This is a genomic window from Rhizobium sp. P28RR-XV, from assembly GCF_012641385.1.
Lineage (GTDB): Bacteria > Pseudomonadota > Alphaproteobacteria > Rhizobiales > Rhizobiaceae > Rhizobium.
This window is the reverse complement of the sequence record NZ_JABAIG010000004.1, coordinates 214,928-233,842: the sequence shown is the minus strand read 5'-3', so window position 1 is coordinate 233,842 and position 18,915 is coordinate 214,928. Positions and strand designations below refer to the sequence as shown.

21 protein-coding genes are annotated in these 18,915 nt (G+C 61.9%); 6 read left to right on the top strand and 15 right to left on the bottom strand.

What is annotated here, in order from left to right; genetic code table 11:
* The first annotated feature begins 28 nt into the window (after positions 1-28).
* Complete coding sequence (locus HGP12_RS10545; RefSeq protein WP_168839858.1) at positions 29-859, top strand: aldo/keto reductase; 831 nt, start codon at positions 29-31, stop codon at positions 857-859.
* Positions 860-937: 78 nt separating this feature from the next.
* Here the strand turns inward: HGP12_RS10545 and HGP12_RS10540 are convergent, their stop codons facing one another.
* The gene (locus HGP12_RS10540) at positions 938-1,861 is read right to left on the bottom strand and encodes a LysR substrate-binding domain-containing protein (RefSeq protein ID WP_168839859.1); all 924 of its coding nucleotides are present in this window, start codon (positions 1,859-1,861) and stop codon (positions 938-940) included.
* A 114-nt stretch (positions 1,862-1,975) separates the two neighbouring features.
* Between HGP12_RS10540 and HGP12_RS10535 the strand changes: the two genes are divergently transcribed.
* Positions 1,976-2,686, top strand: coding sequence for a glutathione S-transferase family protein (locus tag HGP12_RS10535; RefSeq protein WP_168839860.1), 711 nt, complete (start codon positions 1,976-1,978; stop codon positions 2,684-2,686).
* Positions 2,687-2,886: 200 nt separating this feature from the next.
* Here the strand turns inward: HGP12_RS10535 and HGP12_RS10530 are convergent, their stop codons facing one another.
* Positions 2,887-4,347, bottom strand: a complete 1,461-nt coding sequence (locus HGP12_RS10530) for an MFS transporter (RefSeq protein WP_168839861.1) — start codon at positions 4,345-4,347, stop codon at positions 2,887-2,889.
* A gap of 137 nt (positions 4,348-4,484) precedes the next feature.
* On the opposite strand from HGP12_RS10530, the gene HGP12_RS10525 reads away from it, so the two are divergent.
* Complete coding sequence (locus HGP12_RS10525) at positions 4,485-5,411, top strand: LysR family transcriptional regulator (protein ID WP_168839862.1); 927 nt, start codon at positions 4,485-4,487, stop codon at positions 5,409-5,411.
* On the opposite strand, the gene HGP12_RS10520 is transcribed toward HGP12_RS10525, so the two are convergent.
* Positions 5,385-5,876, bottom strand: coding sequence for a MarR family winged helix-turn-helix transcriptional regulator (locus tag HGP12_RS10520; RefSeq protein ID WP_168839863.1), 492 nt, complete (start codon positions 5,874-5,876; stop codon positions 5,385-5,387). The two genes, HGP12_RS10525 and HGP12_RS10520, sit on opposite strands and share 27 nt — an antisense overlap.
* A gap of 83 nt (positions 5,877-5,959) precedes the next feature.
* Between HGP12_RS10520 and HGP12_RS10515 the strand changes: the two genes are divergently transcribed.
* Positions 5,960-6,862, top strand: a complete 903-nt coding sequence (locus HGP12_RS10515; RefSeq protein WP_168878741.1) for an EamA family transporter — start codon at positions 5,960-5,962, stop codon at positions 6,860-6,862.
* A gap of 73 nt (positions 6,863-6,935) precedes the next feature.
* On the opposite strand, the gene leuC is transcribed toward HGP12_RS10515, so the two are convergent.
* From leuC to ffh, 11 genes are all read right to left on the bottom strand, one after another.
* Positions 6,936-8,345 (bottom strand): 3-isopropylmalate dehydratase large subunit, encoded by a 1,410-nt coding sequence (gene leuC / locus HGP12_RS10510; protein WP_168839865.1) that lies wholly within the window; start codon positions 8,343-8,345, stop codon positions 6,936-6,938.
* A 69-nt stretch (positions 8,346-8,414) separates the two neighbouring features.
* A complete protein-coding gene (locus tag HGP12_RS34435) occupies positions 8,415-8,549 on the bottom strand; it encodes a hypothetical protein (protein WP_281408222.1) in 135 nt (44 codons plus the stop codon).
* A gap of 68 nt (positions 8,550-8,617) precedes the next feature.
* Positions 8,618-9,496 carry an amino acid ABC transporter permease gene (locus HGP12_RS10505; RefSeq protein WP_168839866.1) on the bottom strand — a complete coding sequence of 293 codons (879 nt, stop codon included), beginning with the start codon at positions 9,494-9,496 and terminating at the stop codon, positions 8,618-8,620.
* 34 nt (positions 9,497-9,530) lie between these two features.
* Positions 9,531-10,328 carry a basic amino acid ABC transporter substrate-binding protein gene (locus HGP12_RS10500; protein ID WP_168839867.1) on the bottom strand — a complete coding sequence of 266 codons (798 nt, stop codon included), beginning with the start codon at positions 10,326-10,328 and terminating at the stop codon, positions 9,531-9,533.
* Between the two features lie 233 nt (positions 10,329-10,561).
* The gene (rplS, locus tag HGP12_RS10495) at positions 10,562-11,104 is read right to left on the bottom strand and encodes a 50S ribosomal protein L19 (RefSeq protein ID WP_168839868.1); all 543 of its coding nucleotides are present in this window, start codon (positions 11,102-11,104) and stop codon (positions 10,562-10,564) included.
* Positions 11,105-11,382: 278 nt separating this feature from the next.
* Entirely contained in the window at positions 11,383-11,802 is a 420-nt protein-coding gene (locus tag HGP12_RS10490; RefSeq protein WP_168839869.1) for a DUF1801 domain-containing protein, read from the bottom strand.
* 163 nt (positions 11,803-11,965) lie between these two features.
* Positions 11,966-12,673 (bottom strand): tRNA (guanosine(37)-N1)-methyltransferase TrmD, encoded by a 708-nt coding sequence (trmD, locus tag HGP12_RS10485; protein WP_168839870.1) that lies wholly within the window; start codon positions 12,671-12,673, stop codon positions 11,966-11,968.
* A gap of 24 nt (positions 12,674-12,697) precedes the next feature.
* Positions 12,698-13,270: a ribosome maturation factor RimM gene (gene rimM, locus HGP12_RS10480; RefSeq protein WP_168839871.1), complete on the bottom strand. Its 573-nt coding sequence runs from the start codon at positions 13,268-13,270 to the stop codon at positions 12,698-12,700.
* Between the two features lie 198 nt (positions 13,271-13,468).
* Positions 13,469-13,831 (bottom strand): 30S ribosomal protein S16, encoded by a 363-nt coding sequence (rpsP, locus tag HGP12_RS10475; RefSeq protein WP_092717295.1) that lies wholly within the window; start codon positions 13,829-13,831, stop codon positions 13,469-13,471.
* A 126-nt stretch (positions 13,832-13,957) separates the two neighbouring features.
* Entirely contained in the window at positions 13,958-14,260 is a 303-nt protein-coding gene (locus tag HGP12_RS10470; RefSeq protein WP_168839872.1) for a chorismate mutase, read from the bottom strand.
* Positions 14,261-14,278: 18 nt separating this feature from the next.
* Positions 14,279-15,847: a signal recognition particle protein gene (gene ffh / locus HGP12_RS10465; RefSeq protein WP_168839873.1), complete on the bottom strand. Its 1,569-nt coding sequence runs from the start codon at positions 15,845-15,847 to the stop codon at positions 14,279-14,281.
* Positions 15,848-16,222: 375 nt separating this feature from the next.
* On the opposite strand from ffh, the gene HGP12_RS10460 reads away from it, so the two are divergent.
* On the top strand, positions 16,223-17,212 hold the full coding sequence (locus tag HGP12_RS10460) for a hypothetical protein (RefSeq protein WP_168839874.1): 990 nt from the start codon (positions 16,223-16,225) through the stop codon (positions 17,210-17,212).
* The gene (locus tag HGP12_RS10455; RefSeq protein ID WP_168839875.1) at positions 17,209-18,222 is read left to right on the top strand and encodes an MBL fold metallo-hydrolase; all 1,014 of its coding nucleotides are present in this window, start codon (positions 17,209-17,211) and stop codon (positions 18,220-18,222) included. The genes HGP12_RS10460 and HGP12_RS10455 overlap by 4 nt, the downstream gene beginning before the upstream one ends.
* Before the next feature lie 74 nt (positions 18,223-18,296).
* Here the strand turns inward: HGP12_RS10455 and HGP12_RS10450 are convergent, their stop codons facing one another.
* Positions 18,297-18,740: an SRPBCC family protein gene (locus tag HGP12_RS10450; RefSeq protein ID WP_168839876.1), complete on the bottom strand. Its 444-nt coding sequence runs from the start codon at positions 18,738-18,740 to the stop codon at positions 18,297-18,299.
* Positions 18,741-18,915 lie beyond the last annotated feature (175 nt).

The window sequence follows — 18,915 nt, the reverse complement described above, 5'->3', positions numbered from 1 at the left end:
CCCGCTTTTCATCCTTTGGAGACTTATCGTGACCACGCAACCAACAATCACTTTCAATGACGGCAATTCCATTCCGCAGGTCGGCCTCGGCGTCTGGCAGACGCCGGAAAACGTCGCGCCGATGGCCGTCAGCACGGCTTTGAAAGCCGGCTACCGCCATGTCGATACCGCAGCCATTTATGCCAATGAGGACGGTGTCGGCGAGGGCATGCGCCAGTCCGGCGTCGCCCGCAAGGACATTTATCTCACCACCAAGCTCTGGAACGAGGCGCAGGGCTTCGACTCGACGCTGAAGGCCTTCGACGAAAGCCTGAAGCGTCTCGGCACTGACTATGTCGATCTTTACCTCATCCACTGGCCGTCGCCGCATCGCAACCGCTACCTCGACACCTGGAAGGCCTTCGTCCGCCTCAAGGAAGAAGGCCGCGCCCATTCGATCGGCGTTTCCAACTTCGCCAAGGAGCATCTGGACCGCATCATCGGCGAAACCGGCGTGACGCCCGTTCTCAACCAGATCGAGCTGCATCCGACCTTCCAGCAGAAGGCGCTTCGCGAAGTGCATGACAAGCTGGGGATCAAGACGGAATCCTGGAGCCCGCTCGGGCAGGGCAAGCTCCTCACCAATGCCGTCATCGGCAAGGTCGCCGCCAAGCACGGCCGCACGCCGGCACAGGTCATCATCCGCTGGCATATCGATAACGGCCTGATCGTCATCCCGAAATCGGTGACGCCGAGCCGTATCGAGGAAAACCTTAGGGTTTTCGATTTCAAGCTCGACAGCGACGATCTGGCTGAGATCGCCAAGCTCGATTCGGCCGGCGGACGCATCGGCCCGGACCCGATGACCGCAAGCTTCTGATATCGGGCTCAGACTCAGATAATCCGCGATTTCAAAAGAAAGCCCGGTGCGCAGCATCGGGCTTTTGTCTTTTCGGTATCACGCTCTACCAGGGCCATCTCTGTCGTTGCGGTTAGCCTGCAAACCTCTTGCGAGAAACTCGACGACGGCACGCACACCCGGTAGCTGGCCGCGGCGGTGGGTGGTCAGGATCGTGGTGGTGACGCTGCCTGCTGTCCAGCCTGGCAGAACCCGAACGATCTGTCCGGCTTCGATTGCCGCCTTGCAGCTCGCTCCCGGCAAGCAGGCGATGCCAAGGCCGGAGATCGCGGCCCGGAGCAGGACAAGCGTCTCGTCGGCGACGAAGCGGCGGCGGGGTGAAACGGCGAGTGAACCACGTTCCGGGTGCTGAAGCTGCCAGGTCTTCGCCGTCTGCGAAACGAGCAGGCCGTCATGATCCTGCAGTGCCTGCGGATCGGCCGGTGATCCATGCCTTTCACGATAGGCAGGGGCGGCCACCAGAATCACGTCGTCGATCGAAACCTGTCTTTGAAGCAGTTCGGAATCCGGCAGGGGCGAGAAGTGACTGCGCACGGCGATATCGAAGCCTTCCTGGACCAAGTCCACGAATCGGTCGGTGGCATGAAGCTGCAATGTCAGCTTGGGATAGGCAGCGGCGAGCGACGGAAGGTGATCGGAGAGGACGAATTGCGCGGCAGGTACGGAGGCGGTGATGCGAACGATGCCGCTCGGCTCCGCATGACGTTGCCGCACTGCGCTTTCAGCCGCCTCAGCTTCGACCAGCGCGGCCGTCGCGTGCTCATAAAAGGCCCGCCCCGGATCGGTCAGCATGAAGCTGCGCGAGGTGCGATGCAGCAGGCGCGTGTCGAGATCGGCTTCCAGCGCGGCGATGCGCTTGCTGATCGTCGATTTCGGCATGCCCAGCCGCCGTGCCGTCGCGGCGAAACCACCATTATCGACGGCTTGGACGAAGATCTGCAGATCATTGAGGTTAAGCGACATCGCAATGTCCATGTAATGAGACTTTTGGTTCAAAATTAACGGTCTACTCGATCAAAGTCCACAAATCCATATTGCTGGCATCGAGGTTGTGCCTCGTTACATCAGGAGAAAAATATGGAACCGGTACTGTTTTACGGTGTCCCCTCGGGATGCTCCTTCGGATCGATCGTCGCACTCGAATGGCTGAAAAAGCCCTACAAGCTATCACGCGTCGAGATGGTCAAAGAGGACTTCATGAGCGGCGGCTATCGCTTCATCAATTCCGTTGGCGAGACGCCTGCGTTGATCACCAGCAGCGGCGCAGTGCTGACGGAAAGCATGGCGATCCTCAACCATTTAGGGGCAGGCGGCATCGATACGGGTTTGGCTTTTGCGCAGGGAACCGAGGAGTTCGACCGGCTCAACCGGATGCTTGCCTATCTCAACACCAGCTTCTTCAGCTCGTTTGCTCCGCTTTGGTATGTGTATGAGCATGGCGGAGACGAAGCGGCAAAGACGGCATTGCGCGAATATGGAGGCTTCAAGGTGCGCAAGGCTCATGCGGATCTCGACCGGATGCTCGGTGACAGGCAATGGCTGCTGGGGGATCGCAAGTCGCTGGCTGACGCTTATTTCGTCGGTATTGCCCGCTGGGTCGACTACCACGACGTAGTGGATCGCGTCGATTATCCCAATATCGCCCGGCTATACCGGCAGCTGGAGGATGATTCGGCCGTGAAATTCGCCCATGCCATCGAGGACGGAAAGCCGGCGACCTCGGCCGGCGGTTATCTCGGCGGCATCAGCGTCGACGACGCGCTGAAGCGCGTCCGGCCGAACGCTTGAGCTTTCTGAAAGCCTGAAGTCGATACTGCAGGCTTTTTTTCCGCTTGTCGATCCGGGTTGGAGGAGGGCGTTCATTCCAGCCCGCCGGGCTCAGTCGTCTTGGCGGGCTGTCGCACGCTCCCTGACGCCGTCGATCGATAGTCGGGCCTAAGCTTAAGCGGGACGGCGAGGCTGCTCTCGCCGTCCAACTGCCCATTCTCTCATGGCATGTCTTTAAGGAGATTGGCGCGCCGGGCAAAGGCAAGGCTTGTCAGCGCGACGCCAAGCGTCACGGCGATCAGCAGAGCGGCGGCGATGAAGGTTATCTGCATCCCCGCCGCCACCGCCTCCGGATGTGCCGCCTTGATGTCGGCAGTTCCAGAGGCGAATGTGAAGATCGCACCCATGACGGAGGCGCCGGTGATGAGTCCGAGATTTCGCGACAGGCTCAGCATGCCGGAAATCACGCCGCGTTGATCGGGGCTGATGTCCTTCATGATTGTGGTGTTGTTGGACGCTTGAAAGAGCGCGTAGTTCGCGGTGACGATAACGAGCGGACCGATATAGCCGGCAGCACCAAATCTGCCTTGCAGCGCAGCTACCAGGGACAGGCCGATAATCATACCGACAAGACCTGTCACGGTCATGCGATGGGCGCCGAAGCAGTCGACGATGCCGCCGGCTGGCACGCCTGTCAGCGCGGAGACCAATGGGCCAGCCGACATGATGGCGCCGACATGGAGAGCATCGAACCCGAGGGCACGGGAGAGATAAAAGGGGCCAACCACGAGTGTCGTCATGATGACGGTGGAAACGAGGGTGCTCATGGCAAGGCCCGCGCTCAGCGAGGTTTCGCGGAACATGGAGAGGCGCAGCAGCGGCGACTTCACCTTCGCCTCGGTGAAGACGAAGAGGGCGATACCGAAGGCGGCGGCCAGCAACAGGCCGAAATTCAGCGCGCCGAAGCGGCCGTATCCCGTGGTCATGGCGAGGGCATAGGCGGCCAGCGTCAGGGCCAGCAGCAAGGTGCCGATCGCATCGGGGCGTCCCTGGGCAGCTTTCCCGCGCGGACGGTCCGCCGGCAGGAAACGGGCGGCGAGCAGGACGTTCGCAATTCCGAGCGGCACGTTGACCAGGAAGATGCTTTCCCAGCCGAAGCTCGCAATCAGGACGCCGCCGAGCGACGGGCCGAGCGTGGTGCCGATCGCGGACATGGTGCCGAGCAGGCCCATGGCGCTGCCCGTCCTTTCCTTCGGCACGGTCTCTCCGACCATCGCCACCGTCAGCGCCATCATCATGGCGGCGCCGAGGCCCTGCAGGCCTCTGGCGATGAGCAGGAGCGAAAGCGTTGGGGCTGTGCCGCAGAAGAACGAGGCGAGCGTAAAGAGGCTTATGCCGATCAGCAGCAGGCGCCGTCGGCCGAAAATGTCGCCGAGCCGCCCGACGCTGACGATCAGCGTGGTGATGGCGAGCAGATAGGCGAGCACGACCCACTGCACCTGCTGGAAGGAGGCGCCGAATGTCTCGGCGAGCGTCGGCAGGCCGACATTGGCGATGCTGGTATCGAGCGATGGCATCAGCATGGAGAGCGAGAGGCTGGCGAGCGCCCAGCGAACCGAGGCAGTGGCTTTGATGGGTTCGGATCCGGTCCCGTCCGGCTTTTCAATGATCGGTTTCAACATGAACTCCGTTTCTGGCGATATCTTAAAAGGTCTCGGCAGAAGGTAGCTTTGCTGCTGATGTGGCGGAAGGCGCATCGTTTGCACTTCATTCGTGCGTTTGCCGCCATATATTGGAAAAGCCGTGCTATGGTCACGCCATGTCCACGCCCGATCTCAATCTGCTCGTCACCCTGAATGTCCTGCTTGCCGAAGGCAGCGTTGCGCGCGCCGCCCGGCGACTGCGGCTGAGCCCATCCGCGATGAGCCGGCAGCTCGCCCGCCTGCGCGAGACGACGGGAGATCCGCTACTGGTCAGGGCCGGGCGCGGGCTTGTGCCGACGCCGCGGGCGCTGGAGTTGCGCGAAAGCGTCGGCCGGCTCGTGCAGGAGGTGGAAGCGGCCTTGCGCCCGGCGGAGACCTTGAGTTTGAAACAGCTCGCCCGGACCTTCACCATCCGTACCCGCGAGGGTTTCGTGGAGAATTTCGGGCCTGCGCTGATCGCCCGCATCGCCGAGCAGGCACCCGGCGTGCGGCTCAATTTCACGCAGAAACTGGACAAGGACAGCACGCCGCTGCGGGACGGCACGATCGATCTCGAGACCGGCGTGGTGGGCGACGATACCGGGCCGGAGCTGCGGACGCAGGCGCTGTTCCATGATCGCTTCATCGGAGTGGTGCGAAGCGGGCACCCGTTGAGCGAAGGGTTGATGACGCCGGAGCGTTATGCCGCCGGCCGGCATATCCTCGTCTCTCGGCGCGGATTGCAGAAGGGCCAGATCGACGAGGCGCTCGACGCGCTGGGACTGGAGCGGCAGATCGCGACGATCGTCGGCAGCTTTTCGGCGGCGCTGGCCTTGGCGCGCGCTTCCGATCTGATCGTCAGCGTGCCGGAGCGGTATACGGGCAATTTGCGCGTCGGCATGCATAGTTTCGCGCTGCCAGTGCCGGCGTCGGATGTGACGATTTCGCTGCTCTGGCATCCCCGGCTGGATGCGGATCCGGCGCATCGCTGGCTGCGCGGCTCTATCCGCGATGTCTGCGCCGAGCGGCGCGCAAGCTCAGGAATGGGGCTCGAAGTCGGCTAAGTAGTTGCGCAGCAGGCCGTCAAGCGCCGTTCGCTCCTTGTCCGAGAGGGTCGAAACCAGCCGCGTCTGCGTTTCCACATGCGCCGTTACCGCTGCATCGATCAGCTCGAAGCCCTTCGGCGTCAGGGATATCAGGAAGCTGCGACCGTCATTCGGGTTCTGGCTGCGGGCGACGAGGCCGGCTTTTTCCAGCTGGTCGATGCGATTGGTCATCGTGCCCGATGTCACCATCATCGTCTCCATCAGGTCGCTAGGGGAGAGAGAATAGGGCTCGCCCGAGCGGCGCAGCGTTGCCAGCATATCGAAGTTCGCCGAATTCAGGTCGAAGCGGGCGAAGGTCTTGTCCATCTCGCGGGATAGATGAAGCGTGAGATTACGCATGCGCCCGAAGAGGCCCATGGCCGTTGTGTCGAGTTCCGGCCGTTCGCGGCGCCATTGGGCGAGAATTTTGTCGATGCGATCCATGGCGAGACCTCGCCATGAATTTATCTTGACGTCAAGGCATTTCGGATTATCTTGAGGTCAAGATAAATTTCGGAATCAAGACCATGAATCGCAATTTCGACCTGTTGCTGACCGCCATCGCGCCGGCGATCTGGGGCAGCACCTATCTGGTGACGACGCAGTTATTGCCGGCCGGCTACCCTCTTACGGTCGCCATGCTGCGCGCCCTGCCTGCCGGGCTGCTGCTGCTTGCCATCGTGCGGCGGCTGCCGCACGGCGTCTGGTGGCTGAAGTCGCTGGTCCTCGGCGCGCTGAATTTCTCCGTCTTCTGGTGGCTGCTGTTCATTTCCGCCTACCGGCTGCCGGGTAGCGTGGCGGCGACTGTCGGCGCCGTTCAGCCGCTGATCGTCATCGTGCTGGCGCGATTGCTGCTGGGTTCGCCGATCCGCAGTCTTTCCATTGTCGCCGCCGTTACGGGTATCGGCGGCGTCGCCCTGCTGATCCTGACGCCAAAGGCGACGCTCGATCCGATCGGCATCGCCGCCGGTATCGCCGGCGCCTTCTCCATGGCGGCCGGGACCGTGCTCAGCCGCCGCTGGCGGCCGGATGTTTCGCCGCTGACCTTTACGGCATGGCAGCTGACGGCGGGCGGCATGCTGTTGCTGCCGTTCGCGCTGCTGCTCGAGCCGCCGCTGCCGCATCTGACCGGCGCAAATCTTCTTGGCTTCATCTATCTCGGGCTGATCGGCGCGGCGCTGACTTACATTCTCTGGTTCCGGGGCCTGTCGCGGCTTGAGCCCTCGGTGGTCTCACCGCTCGGCTTCCTCAGCCCGACGACTGCCGTGATCCTGGGTTGGGCGGTGCTCGGCCAGCAGCTGAGCCCGATGCAGATGTTCGGCATCATCGTCGTCATCGGCAGCGTCTGGCTCAGCCAGCGGGCGCAGCAGGTTCCGCAGGTGGGAAGTTCGGCACAGACCGGGAGCCAGCCCGTCCTATCGAAGCGATAGGATGAGCGAGTACGTCCACAAACAAAAAGGGCGGCCATCGAGCCGCCCTTTGTCATTCATGTATTCGAACGGATCAGTTCCACTCGCGGATATCGACGAAGTGACCGGTGATTGCGGCGGCTGCGGCCATGGCGGGCGAGACCAGATGGGTGCGGCCCTTGAAGCCCTGGCGGCCTTCGAAGTTGCGGTTCGAGGTCGAAGCGCAGCGTTCGCCGGGCTTCAGGCGGTCGTCGTTCATGGCGAGGCACATCGAACAGCCAGGCTCGCGCCAATCGAAGCCGGCAGCCTTGAAGATCTTGTCGAGGCCTTCGGCTTCCGCCTGTTCCTTCACGAGGCCGGAGCCCGGAACGATCATGGCGTCGACGGTTGAAGCGACGGTCTTGCCTTCGACGACCTTGGCGACGGCGCGCAGGTCTTCGATGCGGCCGTTGGTGCAGGAGCCGATAAAGACGCGATCGACGTTGATCTCGGTCATCGGCGTGCCGGGCTTCAGGCCCATATAGTCGAGCGCGCGCCACTTGGAGGCACGCTTGGTCTCGTCCTGGATTTCATCCGGGTTCGGAACGATGCCCTGGATGGAGACGACGTCTTCCGGCGAGGAGCCCCAGGAGACGATCGGCGGCAGGCTTGCGGCATCGAGCTTGACGATGCGGTCGTAATGCGCGCCTTCGTCGGACTGCAGCGTCTTCCAGTAAGCGATCGCCTGTTCCAGCGCTTCGCCCTTCGGCGCGCGCGGCTTGCCCTTGATGTATTCGAAGGTGGTCTCATCCGGAGCGATCAGGCCGGCGCGGGCGCCGCCTTCGATCGACATGTTGCAGATGGTCATGCGGCCTTCCATCGACAGCGAGCGAATGGCTTCGCCGGCATATTCGATGACATAGCCGGTACCGCCGGCGGTGCCGATCTCGCCGATGATGGCAAGGATGATGTCCTTGGCGGTGACGCCCGGTGGCAACTGGCCGTCGACCTGCACCAGCATGTTCTTCGCCTTCTTCTGAATCAGCGTCTGCGTGGCGAGCACATGCTCGACCTCGGAGGTGCCGATACCATGGGCCAGCGAGCCGAAGGCGCCGTGCGTCGAGGTATGGCTGTCGCCGCAGACGATGGTCATGCCGGGCAGGGTGAAGCCCTGCTCGGGGCCGATGATGTGGACGATGCCCTGACGCTTGTCGTTTTCGGAGTAATATTCGACGCCGAATTCGGCGGCATTCTTGGCGAGCTGCTCGACCTGGATGCGGCTTTCCTCGTTCTTGATGCCGAGATGGCGATCCGGCGAGGTGGGCACGTTGTGGTCGACGACAGCCAGCGTCTTCTGCGGGGCATGAACCTTGCGGCCGGTCATGCGCAAGCCTTCGAAGGCCTGCGGCGATGTCACCTCGTGAACGAGGTGACGGTCGATATAGAGAAGACAGGTGCCGTCATCCTGGGCGTCGACCAGGTGGTCATCCCAGATTTTGTCGTACAGTGTGCGTGGAGCGCTCATGGCTATAGATCCATATTGGCATTGCGAAAATGGGGATTGGCGGATCAGGACCGCCGGCCTCGGGTGTGATCAGCGAAGTCGGCTGTTGAGCGCGCCCGAAATCATCGCAAAGAAACGTGCCGGCAGGCGCTTGTGGTCCTGCAGCACGAAAGCCGTGACGTATCGTCCGTCTTTGCTCATGATCTTATTCATGGCGATGCTCATATCAATTTTCCGAAGTCTCGGCAATGGTGACGATAGGGCGTGTTGGGGCCGACGTTCGGCCGCAGCCGCTACACCTGCACGTCGGGCGGCTGGCCGGCGCCGAGGCGAGGGAAGGCCGACCGGTCGGCGCCCGATCGCCGGCGCATCCAGGCTTCCAGCTGCCGCAGCAACAGCGACAGGCCGATCGTCAGCAGCAGATAGATGAAGGCAAGGATCGACAGCGTTTCGAAGTAGCGGAAATTGGCGGAATAATAGAGCTTGGCGAGCTGGCTGATATCGGCAACCCCGAGCACGGAGACCAGCGAGCTGTCCTTCACCATGGCGATGAAATCGTTTGACAGCGGCGGCAGGATGACCCGGATCGCCTGCGGGAAGACGACGAGCCGGAAGCGCTGGAAGCGGGTGAGGCCGAGCGCCTTTGCCGCCTCGATCTGGCCCTGGTCGACCGCCTGGATGCCGGCGCGGAAGATCTCGGCGATGAAGGACGAATAGGCGATCGTCAGCGCGATGATCGTGCGCCAGACGAAGGGTACATCGCGGGTGACAAGCGCATTTGCCCAGCCGGCGGAAACCAACGGAGAGATGACGACGTTGTAGCAGGCCACGAAGGCTGGCGTGCCGACGAAGGCGATGTAGGCGAGCAGCACCAGTATCGGGATACCGCGCACGATCTCGATATGGAAGCGCGCGACCTGCCGCAACATGAGAAAGTCCGACAGGCCAAGCAGCGCAAGCCCGAGGCCAAGCAGCATGGCGAGCGTAAAGGCCACCAGCGTCACGAAGATCGTGACGCCGATGCCATTGAGCAGAAGAGAGAAGATCTGGGCGTAAAGGCCGTTTGCCGCGATTGCGACGGAGGCGACGACGCCGAGTATGGCAAGGGCGACCAACCACCAGGGAAAGTCATCCTGGCCGCGATGCCCGCCTGGGCCAGCCGTTGGTGCCATCAGAGCGGGCTTCCAGGATATCGATCTGCGGAGCTCATTGGCCCATCTTGTAGTCGAGGAACCATTTCTTGTTCAGCGCATCGAGCGTGCCGTCCGCCTTGAGGCTGGCGATGGCGGCATTGATCGGGGTGACGAGATCGGAGCCTTTCTGGAAGATGAAGCCGAAATCCTCGGAGCCGAGCGGGCCGCCGACGAGCTTCAGGCCGCCATTCGAAGCATCGACATAGCCCTTGCCGGCCGTGCCGTCCGTCAGCACCATGTCGACATCTCCGGTCTTCAGCGCCTGTACGGTGGCGCCGAAAGTTTCGAAGGTCTTGATGCGTGGGTTCTGCTCGTTGCCGTCGAGGACTGAATAGACGGCGGTATAGAAGGGCGTTGTGCCCGGCTGCGCGCCGATCAATCCGTCCTTGAAGGCGGCGAAGCTCTTGGCATCGGTGAAGCGCTTCTCGTCGCCGCGCACCAGCATGAACTGTTCGGAGCGCATGTAGGGGTCGGAGAAATCGACCTTCTGCTTGCGGTCGTCCTTGATGGTGATGCCGGTCATGCCGATGTTGTATTGGCCTTCGGAGACAGCCTGAATCATCGCATCCCAGCTGGTGTTCTGGTACTCGACCTTGAAGTTCAGACGCTTGGCGATCTCGTTCATCGCGTCATATTCCCAGCCGATCGCCTTGTTCGTCTTTGGATCGATGAACTGCAGTGGCGGATAGGCATTCTCGGTCACGACGATGACAGTCTTGCCTTTGAGATCAGGCAGGTCGGCGGCGAAGGAAGCGAAGGGTGCAAGCACGAGGGCGCTGAGGCCCAGAAGGAACGAACGACGGAATGCCATGAAAATCTCCCCGAATGCTCTACATATTTGAATCCGCGCTAGCGTGGCGGAAAACTGTCATACTTGGAAAGCCCATGGCAAGGCCGTTGCCATGGCTGCGATCATAAAAATGGGAAAGCAACTCCAAGCGGATAGCTGGAGGAGAAAATTTGTTTCCGGCAGTGTGAAGCCGGGCATCAAAAAAGGCGACCCGAAGGCCGCCTTTAATTGTCGCGATCCGTGGGGATCGAAACTTATTCTGCTGCCGGCTCGGCTGCTGCGGCTGCAGCAGCTTCTGCAGCGGCCTTTGCTTCGGCGGCTTCTGCTGCTGCCTTTTCGGCTGCGAGCGCCTGAGCGGCTGCAACCTTCTCGGCTTCGATGCGTGCCTTCTCTTCGGCGAGCGCCTGACGCTCGGCATCGTTGAGCTTGCGGGCGCGGGTGCCGGTGTTTTCGACGATACGGGCAGCCTTGCCGCGCAGGTCGCGCAGGTAGTAGAGCTTGGCGCGACGGACCTTACCGCGGCGAACGACTTCGACGCTTTCGATCATCGGCGAGTAAACCGGGAATACGCGCTCGACGCCTTCGCCGTAGGAGATCTTGCGAACCGTGAAGTTTTCCTGCAGGCCGCCGCCGGAGCGAGCGATGCAAACGCCTTCATAGGCCTGAACGCGGGTACGGTTGCCTTCCGTGACCTTCACGTTGACGCGAAGGGTGTCGCCAGCGGAAAAGTCGGGGAGCGTGCGCTTGGCTTCGATCTTGGCAGCCTGTTCGGCTTCCAACTGTTGAATGATGTTCATAGTATCAACCTCGTTGTTGCTTCAACAGCCAGAGCGCCCTGAACGATCTTTATCCCTGGTCGGACCTTCAAGGTCTCGCCTCGGATATATGCCTGTTACGGCAGGGGCGGATACGTCTGCTTTTCTTTGGTGGTTGATGGGAAATTTCCCATGCCGGGCGCGCACATACCCTATTGTCACGCCTTTGTCACCCCTTGCAGCCGAATTAAGTGGGCTTTATTGCCGTGCAAGCGGCTTAGAACGGCAATTTATCATACATCCCATTGCCTGGATACCGCTCAGGTCTTCTTCGGTTTTTTCCGCGTCGATGCGTTCAGGGCGGCCGCGGCGCGAATGAGCGCCTTCAGCGCTTCTTCGTCGATATCCTCGTTCTCGTGGATATCGATGGCGCGTCTCGTGTTGCCTTCGAGGCTGGAGTTGAAGAGGCGGGAGGGATCCTCCAGCGAGGCGCCTTTCGCGAAGGTCAGCTTCACGGCGCTCTTATAGGTCTCGCCGGTGCAGATGATGCCCTCATGCGACCATACCGGCACCCCGCGCCATTTCAGCTCCTCGATCACATCGGGTTCCGCCTCTTTGATGAGGGCGCGGACTTTGCTCAAGGTCTTGCCGCGCCAGTCGCCCAGTTCCCGGATCTTGTTGCTGATCAGTTGAGAAGCGGAGCCTGCCTGTTCGGCTTCCGTTGCGTTGTCTTTCGCCATTGATGTGACCTCCTGCCCTTTGGTACCGACCCCAGCCCTTTTATCGCTAGATTGCATTTAGCGCCATGACGTGGAATCCGGTCTTGCATCCGGCCGCCATCGCTGGGCCAGACGGCCGATTTCAGCGGCTATGCCTGCCCGGTTGACAGCGATGCGAGAGCCTTCATCGGGAGCCGGTCTGTTTCCCCGACGGCTTCTCCAGCAGATCCGGCCTGCGCTCCCGCGTCAGCTCTTCGGCCTTCTCCCTCTGCCATTTGGCGATGGCCGCGTGATTGCCCGAGGTGAGCACGGCGGGGATCTCATTGCCTTCCCAGATCTGCGGGCGTGTGTAGTGCGGATGCTCCAGCAGACCGCCCTCGAAGCTTTCATGCAGGCCGGAGAGGTCGTTGCCCATGACGCCAGGTAGGATGCGGATGATGGCGTCGAGCAGGATCAGTGCGGCCGGTTCGCCGCCCGAAAGGATATAGTCGCCGATCGAGACTTCCTCGAGGTCGCGGCCGTCGATGACACGCTGGTCGACGCCTTCGAAGCGGCCGCAAACGATGATGACGCCGTCGCCGCGTGCCAGCTCGCGCACGCGCTTCTGCGTCAGCGGCTTGCCGCGCGGGCTCATCAATAGTCGCGGGCGGTGATCGTTTTCGCTGGCATGGTCGATGGCGCGGGCAAGCACATCCGGCTTCAGCACCATGCCGGCGCCGCCGCCGGCCGGCGTGTCGTCGACGGTGCGGTGCCGGTCGGTGGCGAAATCGCGGATCTGCATGGTGTCCAGCGACCATTGCCCGCGTTCCATCGCCTTGCCGGCGAGCGACGTGCCGAGATGACCGGGAAACATCTCGGGATAAAGCGTCAGGATGGTCGCCCGGAAACTCATGGCGCGGTCACTTCCCAATGAGGATTACTTCTTTGTCTTGTCCTGCGGCTTTTCCGGCTTGCCGATGAGATCGTCGGGGCTGTCGATCAGGCCGGCGGCGAGCGGATCGATCAGGAGCTTGCCGCCCTCGAGATCGATTTCGAGCACGGCGGCTTCGGAAAAGGGGATCAGCACGGGACGCTTGCCCGGACCCTTGAGTTCGAGGAGGTCGCCGGCGCCGAAATCATAGACGCCGGTGACGGTGCCGTAGCCGATTCCCTCGTCGTCGACGGCTTCGAGCCCTTCGAGATCGGCGTAGAAGAATTCGTCGTCGTCGAGTTCATCATCAGGCAGGTTGTCGCGCTCGATGTAGAGTTCCAGGCCGTTCAGCGCCTCGGCGGCACTACGGTCGTTGATGCCGCGGAAGCGCACCACCACGACGTTTTTGGCTTCGCGAATCTCAAGCACTTCGAAGCTGCGGCCGTCCTTGCTGTGCAGGTGGCCATAGTCACCGAGCGCGGTCGGGTCCGACGTATAGGTGCGGGCGCGCACTTCGCCTCTCAGGCCCTGTGCCGCGCCGATCGTCGCCATCAATACCGGGTTTTGCAGTTTCGTCATGGTCTCTTCGCCGATTGCCGGGATCACTGCATAATTCCGGAATCGATTTAAGGAATTATGCAGTGATCTAAAGTGCTGCAGCGACCTTTGCGCGGCGCTGTAGTTGCGTTCTCTCATAGGCTGAACATCTGCCGATGGGAAACAAAAAACGGGCGGCATGTCACCATGCCGCCCGCTTTCGACAGTCACAAGGACTGATTATTCAGAAGCAGCGGCGGCGGCGTCAGCAGCCTTCTGTGCCTTTTCGGCGGCGCGCTCCTGAGCACGCTTGCCCGGCTTTGCCTTTTCCGGGTTGTTCTTGGCGTCGCGCGTTGCGATGCCAGCTTCGGCGAGGAAGCGCAGAACGCGGTCGGTCGGCTGCGCGCCGTGATCGAGCCAATGCTTGATGCGCTCGGCCTTGAGTTCAACGCGCTTGGCATCGTCCTTGGCGAGCATCGGGTTCCAGGAGCCGAGGGTCTCAAGGAAGCGGCCGTCGCGCGGCGAGCGAGCGTCGGCAACGACAACGTGGTAATACGGACGCTTCTTGGAGCCACCGCGGGCGAGACGAATTTTCAGTGCCATGTTAATTCTCCTTAGGCTTTTATTGACCGCTTCGTTGTGCGGTATGGTTACGTCGCGCTGCTTTTCTCTTGCTACGTGATCCCTGTCGAAAACGCCCTGCGTCTTTCGGGATCATGCAGCCAGGGGTTACCCTTTGAAATCGGCAGCGATCTGTTCATGATGCCGGATGACTTCCTTGATGACGAAGTTCAGGAACTTCTCGGCGAAATCCGGGTCCAGATTGGCGTCCTTTGCCAGGCGGCGCAGGCGTTCGATCTGAAATTCTTCGCGCGTCGGGTCGGCCGGCGGCAAGTCGTACTTGGCCTTCAGCACGCCGACCTCTTTGGTGCAGCGGAAGCGTTCGGCCAGCATGTGCACCAGTGCGGCATCGATATTGTCGATCGACTGGCGGTAGTTGCCCAGTTGGGCCTTGACGTCTGGATCAATCATGGGGGTCAACGATCCTTCTCATTTCTTCTTCGGCAAACCGGGAAGCACCGGGAAACCACCGCCGAGGCCCGGTAGCTTGGCGCCGCTCAGACCTGGCAATCCACCGCCGCTACCGAGGCCCGGCAGGCCGCCCGGACGGCCGAGGCCGGCGGCTTCGGCCTGCTTCTGCAGGGCTTCGAGCTGCTTGGGGTCCATGTTCGACAGGTCGGGCATGCCGCCCATGCCGCCGCCGAGGCCCATCTTGCCGGCAAGGCCGCCCATCAGTTGCTTCATCATGCCGCCTTTGCCCTTGCCGCCCATCATCTTCATCATGTCCGCCATCTGGCGGTGCATCTTCAGAAGCTTGTTGATGTCGGAGGCGTCGGTGCCGGAGCCGGCGGCGATGCGCTTTTTGCGGGAATGCTTCAGCAGGTCGGGATTGGCGCGCTCGGCCTTGGTCATCGAGGAGATGATGGCGATCTGGCGCTTGAACAGGCGGTCGTCGAGGCCGGCGGCTGCCATCTTGTCCTTCATGCCGGACATGCCGGGCATCATACCCATGATGCCACCCATCCCGCCCATCTTCTGCATCTGGCCGAGCTGGTCGGCAAGGTCGTTCAGGTCGAACTTGCCCTTGGCCATCTTGGCGGCCATCGCGGCTGCCTTCTCGGCATCGATGTTCTCGGCAGCCTTCTCGACCAGCGAAACGATGTCGCCCATGCCAAGAATGCGGTCGGCGATGCGGCGAGGATGGAATTCCTCCAGTTCGCCCATCTTTTCGCCGACACCGATCAGCTTGATCGGCTTGCCGGTCACGGCGCGCATCGAAAGGGCGGCACCGCCGCGGCCGTCGCCGTCCATGCGGGTCAGCACGAGGCCGGTGATCCCGACGCGCTCATCGAAATTGCGGGCAAGGTTAACGGCGTCCTGACCGGTCAAGCTATCGGCGACCAGCAGGATTTCGTGCGGATTGGACTTCTTCTTGATATCCGCCATCTCGACCATGAGCGGCTCGTCGATATGCGTACGGCCGGCGGTGTCGAGGATGACGATGTCATGGCCGCCGAGCTTGGCGGCCTGCACGGCGCGCGCGGCGATATCGGTCGGCGACTGGCCGGCGATGACAGGCAGCGTATCGACGCCCGTCTGCACGCCAAGCTGGCGCAACTGCTCCTGTGCGGCAGGACGGCGCGTATCGAGCGAGGCCATCAGGACCTTCCTGCGGTCGCGGCTCGTCATGCGGCTGGCGATCTTCGCCGTGGTCGTCGTCTTACCGGAGCCCTGCAGACCCACCATCATGACGACGACCGGGGCCGGCGCGTTGAGATCGATGCCGACGCCTTCGCCGCCGAGCATCTCGATCAGCTCGTCATGGACGATCTTGACGACCATCTGCCCCGGCTTGATCGACTTCAGGATTTCGGCGCCGACGGCCTTTTCGCGAACGCGATCGGTAAAGGAGCGAACCACATCCAGCGCCACGTCGGCTTCCAAAAGCGCGCGGCGAACCTCGCGAAGTGCTGCGGAAACATCAGCTTCCGAAAGCGCGCCGCGGCCAGTCAGTCCATTCAGAATGGAACCAAGACGGTCCTGGAGGTTTTCAAACATCAATTCTTCCTTATCGATCGCTCGGGATTTGGACTTGGCGCAACTGCGCGGTTCCTCGCCCGAAAACGTCGTGCTTTTCCATGACGAAAACAAGACGCAAAGCCAAAAAGCACCCGAGGGCGCGTCGCGCTGTCGGGTGTTGACCTCCGGGATCTCTTTATACCTTTATGGGTCCCGGTCGGTGGCTCGGAGGCTTGTGCTCGTCGCAGATTGCGGGCGATAAACAGGAAAAGGCCGCCAAAGTCAACCCAAGGCGGTCGAAATGCCTGAAATGCGCCGATGACATCGCTGTATCAATGTCGTTTTGACCGTACCATCCTATTCCAATTGTTGTATCGATCCCCACCATCAAGCGATTCCCCGAGACAGTTTCGAATGAATGATGCAGCCCTGACCGATCTTCTCGCCGCCTGCCGTGCTTACGCCGGCGGTCGTGTCGACGCGCAATTCAATGCGGCGGCGCAGGCCTTCTATGCGAGCGCCATTGCGCAGCCGAAGATCATGGCGCGGGCGGCGCGTGAGCTCAGCCGTCTGCCGCCGCCGGGTGCCGCGATCCTCGCCAATATGCTCGGCACCATCGTCGAAAAAGGTGGGGCGGTGGAGCGCAGCGGCGCCGCCGTGTGGGAACTCTACATGGCCTGGCTGCCGCAGATCCATCGCGGCTTTGCCGGCCGCAAGGAGCTGAGCCCGCGGCAAAGGCAGCTGCTCGATGCCTTCCAGCTGCTCGGCCAATCGGCGGTATCGCATCTTGCCGCCATGCCGCGGGAACGCAAGCTCGCCGCCGGCAACGAAGCGCTGATGGCGCAGCTTGCCGAGCTGCAGGATTATACGCCGGGCGCGGCCTGGGTTCGTCACATGCTTCTAAGCCGAAGCGACGCCTTGCTCGTGCTGCATCTGCCGAGCCGTCAGGGCTTTCGTCTGCGCTACGACAATATCGTCAATTGCTTTCATTTGTTCACGCTCATCCAGGCGGCATTCGGCCAGCGGCTCGCCGGCGGCCGCGCGCCCAACAGGTTCATCATCGACATGGCGCGCTGCGTGACCGTGGCCGAAGAGGGCAATGACGAGCCCTGGTGGCGCTACGAGACGGTACGCCCGGATGAGACGGGCCTTGTGGAGATTTCCGGCGAGGCCTCCGTCGAGACGATTGCCCGCATCGATGGCCGGCAGGTCATCCTGCTTTCGCGTGCCGCCGAAGGTGCTGCGCTGTGGGATACGAGCTTTTTCACGCCGCAGCTTTTCGCCATGCCGGCGAACGTCGTGCTCGAGGAGACGCTGACGGCGCGTGAGGCCGAGGAGTGGCTCGCCAGGATCGGCTTGCCGGCCGGCGAGGCGACAAGCGCGCAGGGGGCGGATAAGCCATGACGAGCTCATCCGGCTCAGCCAGGAAGAACCCCTATTATCAGGGGCCGGTTTCCGATCATTTCGACGGCGCGCGCTTCTTCAATCCTGGTGGCGTCGAACCGGGCGGTGCGTTCGATCTTTTGCGCTGGCAGTTCGGCGGCGGCCGGGTGCGCTGGCCCAATCCCGTCATCAGCACCTTTCCTCCAGCCAAGCCCGACCGGCATGTGTTTGGCGACCAAATGCGGGTGACCATGGTCGGGCATGCATCGATGCTGGTGCAGATTGCCGGGCTGAACATCCTGACGGATCCGGTCTGGTCGGAGCGGGTCAGCCCTTTCCGGTTCGTCGGGCCGAAGCGCGTGGTGCCGCCCGGCATTCGGTTCGAGGACCTGCCGCATATCGACCTCGTGCTGGTGACGCATAATCACTATGACCACCTCGATCTCGTCACTCTTGCGCGCCTGCAGCAGGCGCACCGGCCTGACATCGTGACGCCGCTCGGCAACGATACGATCATTCGCCGTGCTGTTCCAGACGCCGACATCACTGTGGTCGATTGGGGCGATCGCGTCGCCGTCAAAGCAGTAACAATCGATGTCGAGCCGTGTCATCACTGGTCGGCGCGTGGCATGGGCGACCGGCGCATGGCGCTCTGGGCTGCATTCGTGCTCACCACGCCAGCGGGCAAGATCTATCATGTCGGCGATACCGGCTTTCACGATGGCATCAATTACGAGGCGGCCGCCCGCAAGCATGGCGGCTTCCGCCTCGCGATCCTGCCCTTCGGCGCCTATGAACCGCGCTGGTTCATGAAGGGCCAGCATCAGAATCCGGAAGAAGCCGTGAAGGGCATGAAACTTTGCAACGCTGCCTACGCCGCCGGTCATCACTTCGCGACGTTCCAGCTGACGGACGAGGGCATCGATTCGCCCGTTCAGGCGCTGGATGTAACGTTGAAGGCCGAAGGCGTGGACCCGGATCGGTTTCGGCCGCTGAGGGCAGGCGAAGTCTTTGACGTGCCCGAGGTCTAAGCGTTGGCGTCTGGGCCGAAGGTTCCTTCTCCCCACGAGGAGAAGGAGCTGTCCGTTTCGCGGGTTGCCGTGCCTTACTGGTTGATTTCAGGCTCGACGAGCTTTGCTAGATTGCGCAGTGATTCCTGCCAGCCGAGATAGCAGGCTTCCGGCGGAATGACATCGGGCACGCCGGCCTGGGTGATGTTGACCTCGGTTCCGACGAGGACCTTCTTCAACGTCACGGTCACTTCCATTTCGCCCGGCAGGTTGGGATCGTCGAACTTGTCGGTGTAACGTACCAGCTCGCCGGGAACGAGCTCGCGAAATTCACCGCCGAAGGCATGGCTTCCGCCCGTCGTGAAGTTGCGGAACGACATTCTGAACGTGCCGCCGACGCTCGGCTCCAAATGATGCACGGTGCAGGCAAAACCGTTCGGCGGCAGCCACTTAGCGAGCGCGTCCGCCTCGATGAATGCGCGATAGACCTTCTCCGGGCTGGTGGCCAGGACGCGGTGCAGGCGTATGGTATTCGGCATGGTGATAATCCTTATGGTTTGACGGAGTGGACGAGCCTAGGACGTGCAAGATTTCCGTGATCCGACATCGGGAATGATTTTTTCTCAGAATAGATTGCGTCAAGGCTTTTCGATAAGATTATATCGAGAGATTCAACTGAAAGACGGGCCACCCGCCTTGCGGTTCGAGACGGCC

Coding starts and splice junctions, on each gene's coding strand:
- HGP12_RS10450 (WP_168839876.1), bottom strand. CDS start 18,740: ATGCCGAATACCATACGCCTGCACCGCGTCCTGGCCACCAGCCCGGAG.
- HGP12_RS10530 (WP_168839861.1), bottom strand. CDS start 4,347: ATGTTGAAACCGATCATTGAAAAGCCGGACGGGACCGGATCCGAACCC.
- leuC (WP_168839865.1), bottom strand. CDS start 8,345: ATGAGCGCTCCACGCACACTGTACGACAAAATCTGGGATGACCACCTG.
- HGP12_RS34435 (WP_281408222.1), bottom strand. CDS start 8,549: ATGAGCATCGCCATGAATAAGATCATGAGCAAAGACGGACGATACGTC.
- HGP12_RS10470 (WP_168839872.1), bottom strand. CDS start 14,260: ATGATTGATCCAGACGTCAAGGCCCAACTGGGCAACTACCGCCAGTCG.
- HGP12_RS10500 (WP_168839867.1), bottom strand. CDS start 10,328: ATGGCATTCCGTCGTTCGTTCCTTCTGGGCCTCAGCGCCCTCGTGCTT.
- HGP12_RS10460 (WP_168839874.1), top strand. CDS start 16,223: ATGAATGATGCAGCCCTGACCGATCTTCTCGCCGCCTGCCGTGCTTAC.
- HGP12_RS10525 (WP_168839862.1), top strand. CDS start 4,485: ATGTCCACGCCCGATCTCAATCTGCTCGTCACCCTGAATGTCCTGCTT.
- HGP12_RS10515 (WP_168878741.1), top strand. CDS start 5,960: ATGAATCGCAATTTCGACCTGTTGCTGACCGCCATCGCGCCGGCGATC.
- HGP12_RS10455 (WP_168839875.1), top strand. CDS start 17,209: ATGACGAGCTCATCCGGCTCAGCCAGGAAGAACCCCTATTATCAGGGG.
- HGP12_RS10540 (WP_168839859.1), bottom strand. CDS start 1,861: ATGTCGCTTAACCTCAATGATCTGCAGATCTTCGTCCAAGCCGTCGAT.
- rpsP (WP_092717295.1), bottom strand. CDS start 13,831: ATGGCACTGAAAATTCGTCTCGCCCGCGGTGGCTCCAAGAAGCGTCCG.
- HGP12_RS10520 (WP_168839863.1), bottom strand. CDS start 5,876: ATGGATCGCATCGACAAAATTCTCGCCCAATGGCGCCGCGAACGGCCG.
- HGP12_RS10535 (WP_168839860.1), top strand. CDS start 1,976: ATGGAACCGGTACTGTTTTACGGTGTCCCCTCGGGATGCTCCTTCGGA.
- rimM (WP_168839871.1), bottom strand. CDS start 13,270: ATGACGAAACTGCAAAACCCGGTATTGATGGCGACGATCGGCGCGGCA.
- trmD (WP_168839870.1), bottom strand. CDS start 12,673: ATGAGTTTCCGGGCGACCATCCTGACGCTTTATCCCGAGATGTTTCCC.
- ffh (WP_168839873.1), bottom strand. CDS start 15,847: ATGTTTGAAAACCTCCAGGACCGTCTTGGTTCCATTCTGAATGGACTG.
- rplS (WP_168839868.1), bottom strand. CDS start 11,104: ATGAACATCATTCAACAGTTGGAAGCCGAACAGGCTGCCAAGATCGAA.
- HGP12_RS10505 (WP_168839866.1), bottom strand. CDS start 9,496: ATGGCACCAACGGCTGGCCCAGGCGGGCATCGCGGCCAGGATGACTTT.
- HGP12_RS10490 (WP_168839869.1), bottom strand. CDS start 11,802: ATGGCGAAAGACAACGCAACGGAAGCCGAACAGGCAGGCTCCGCTTCT.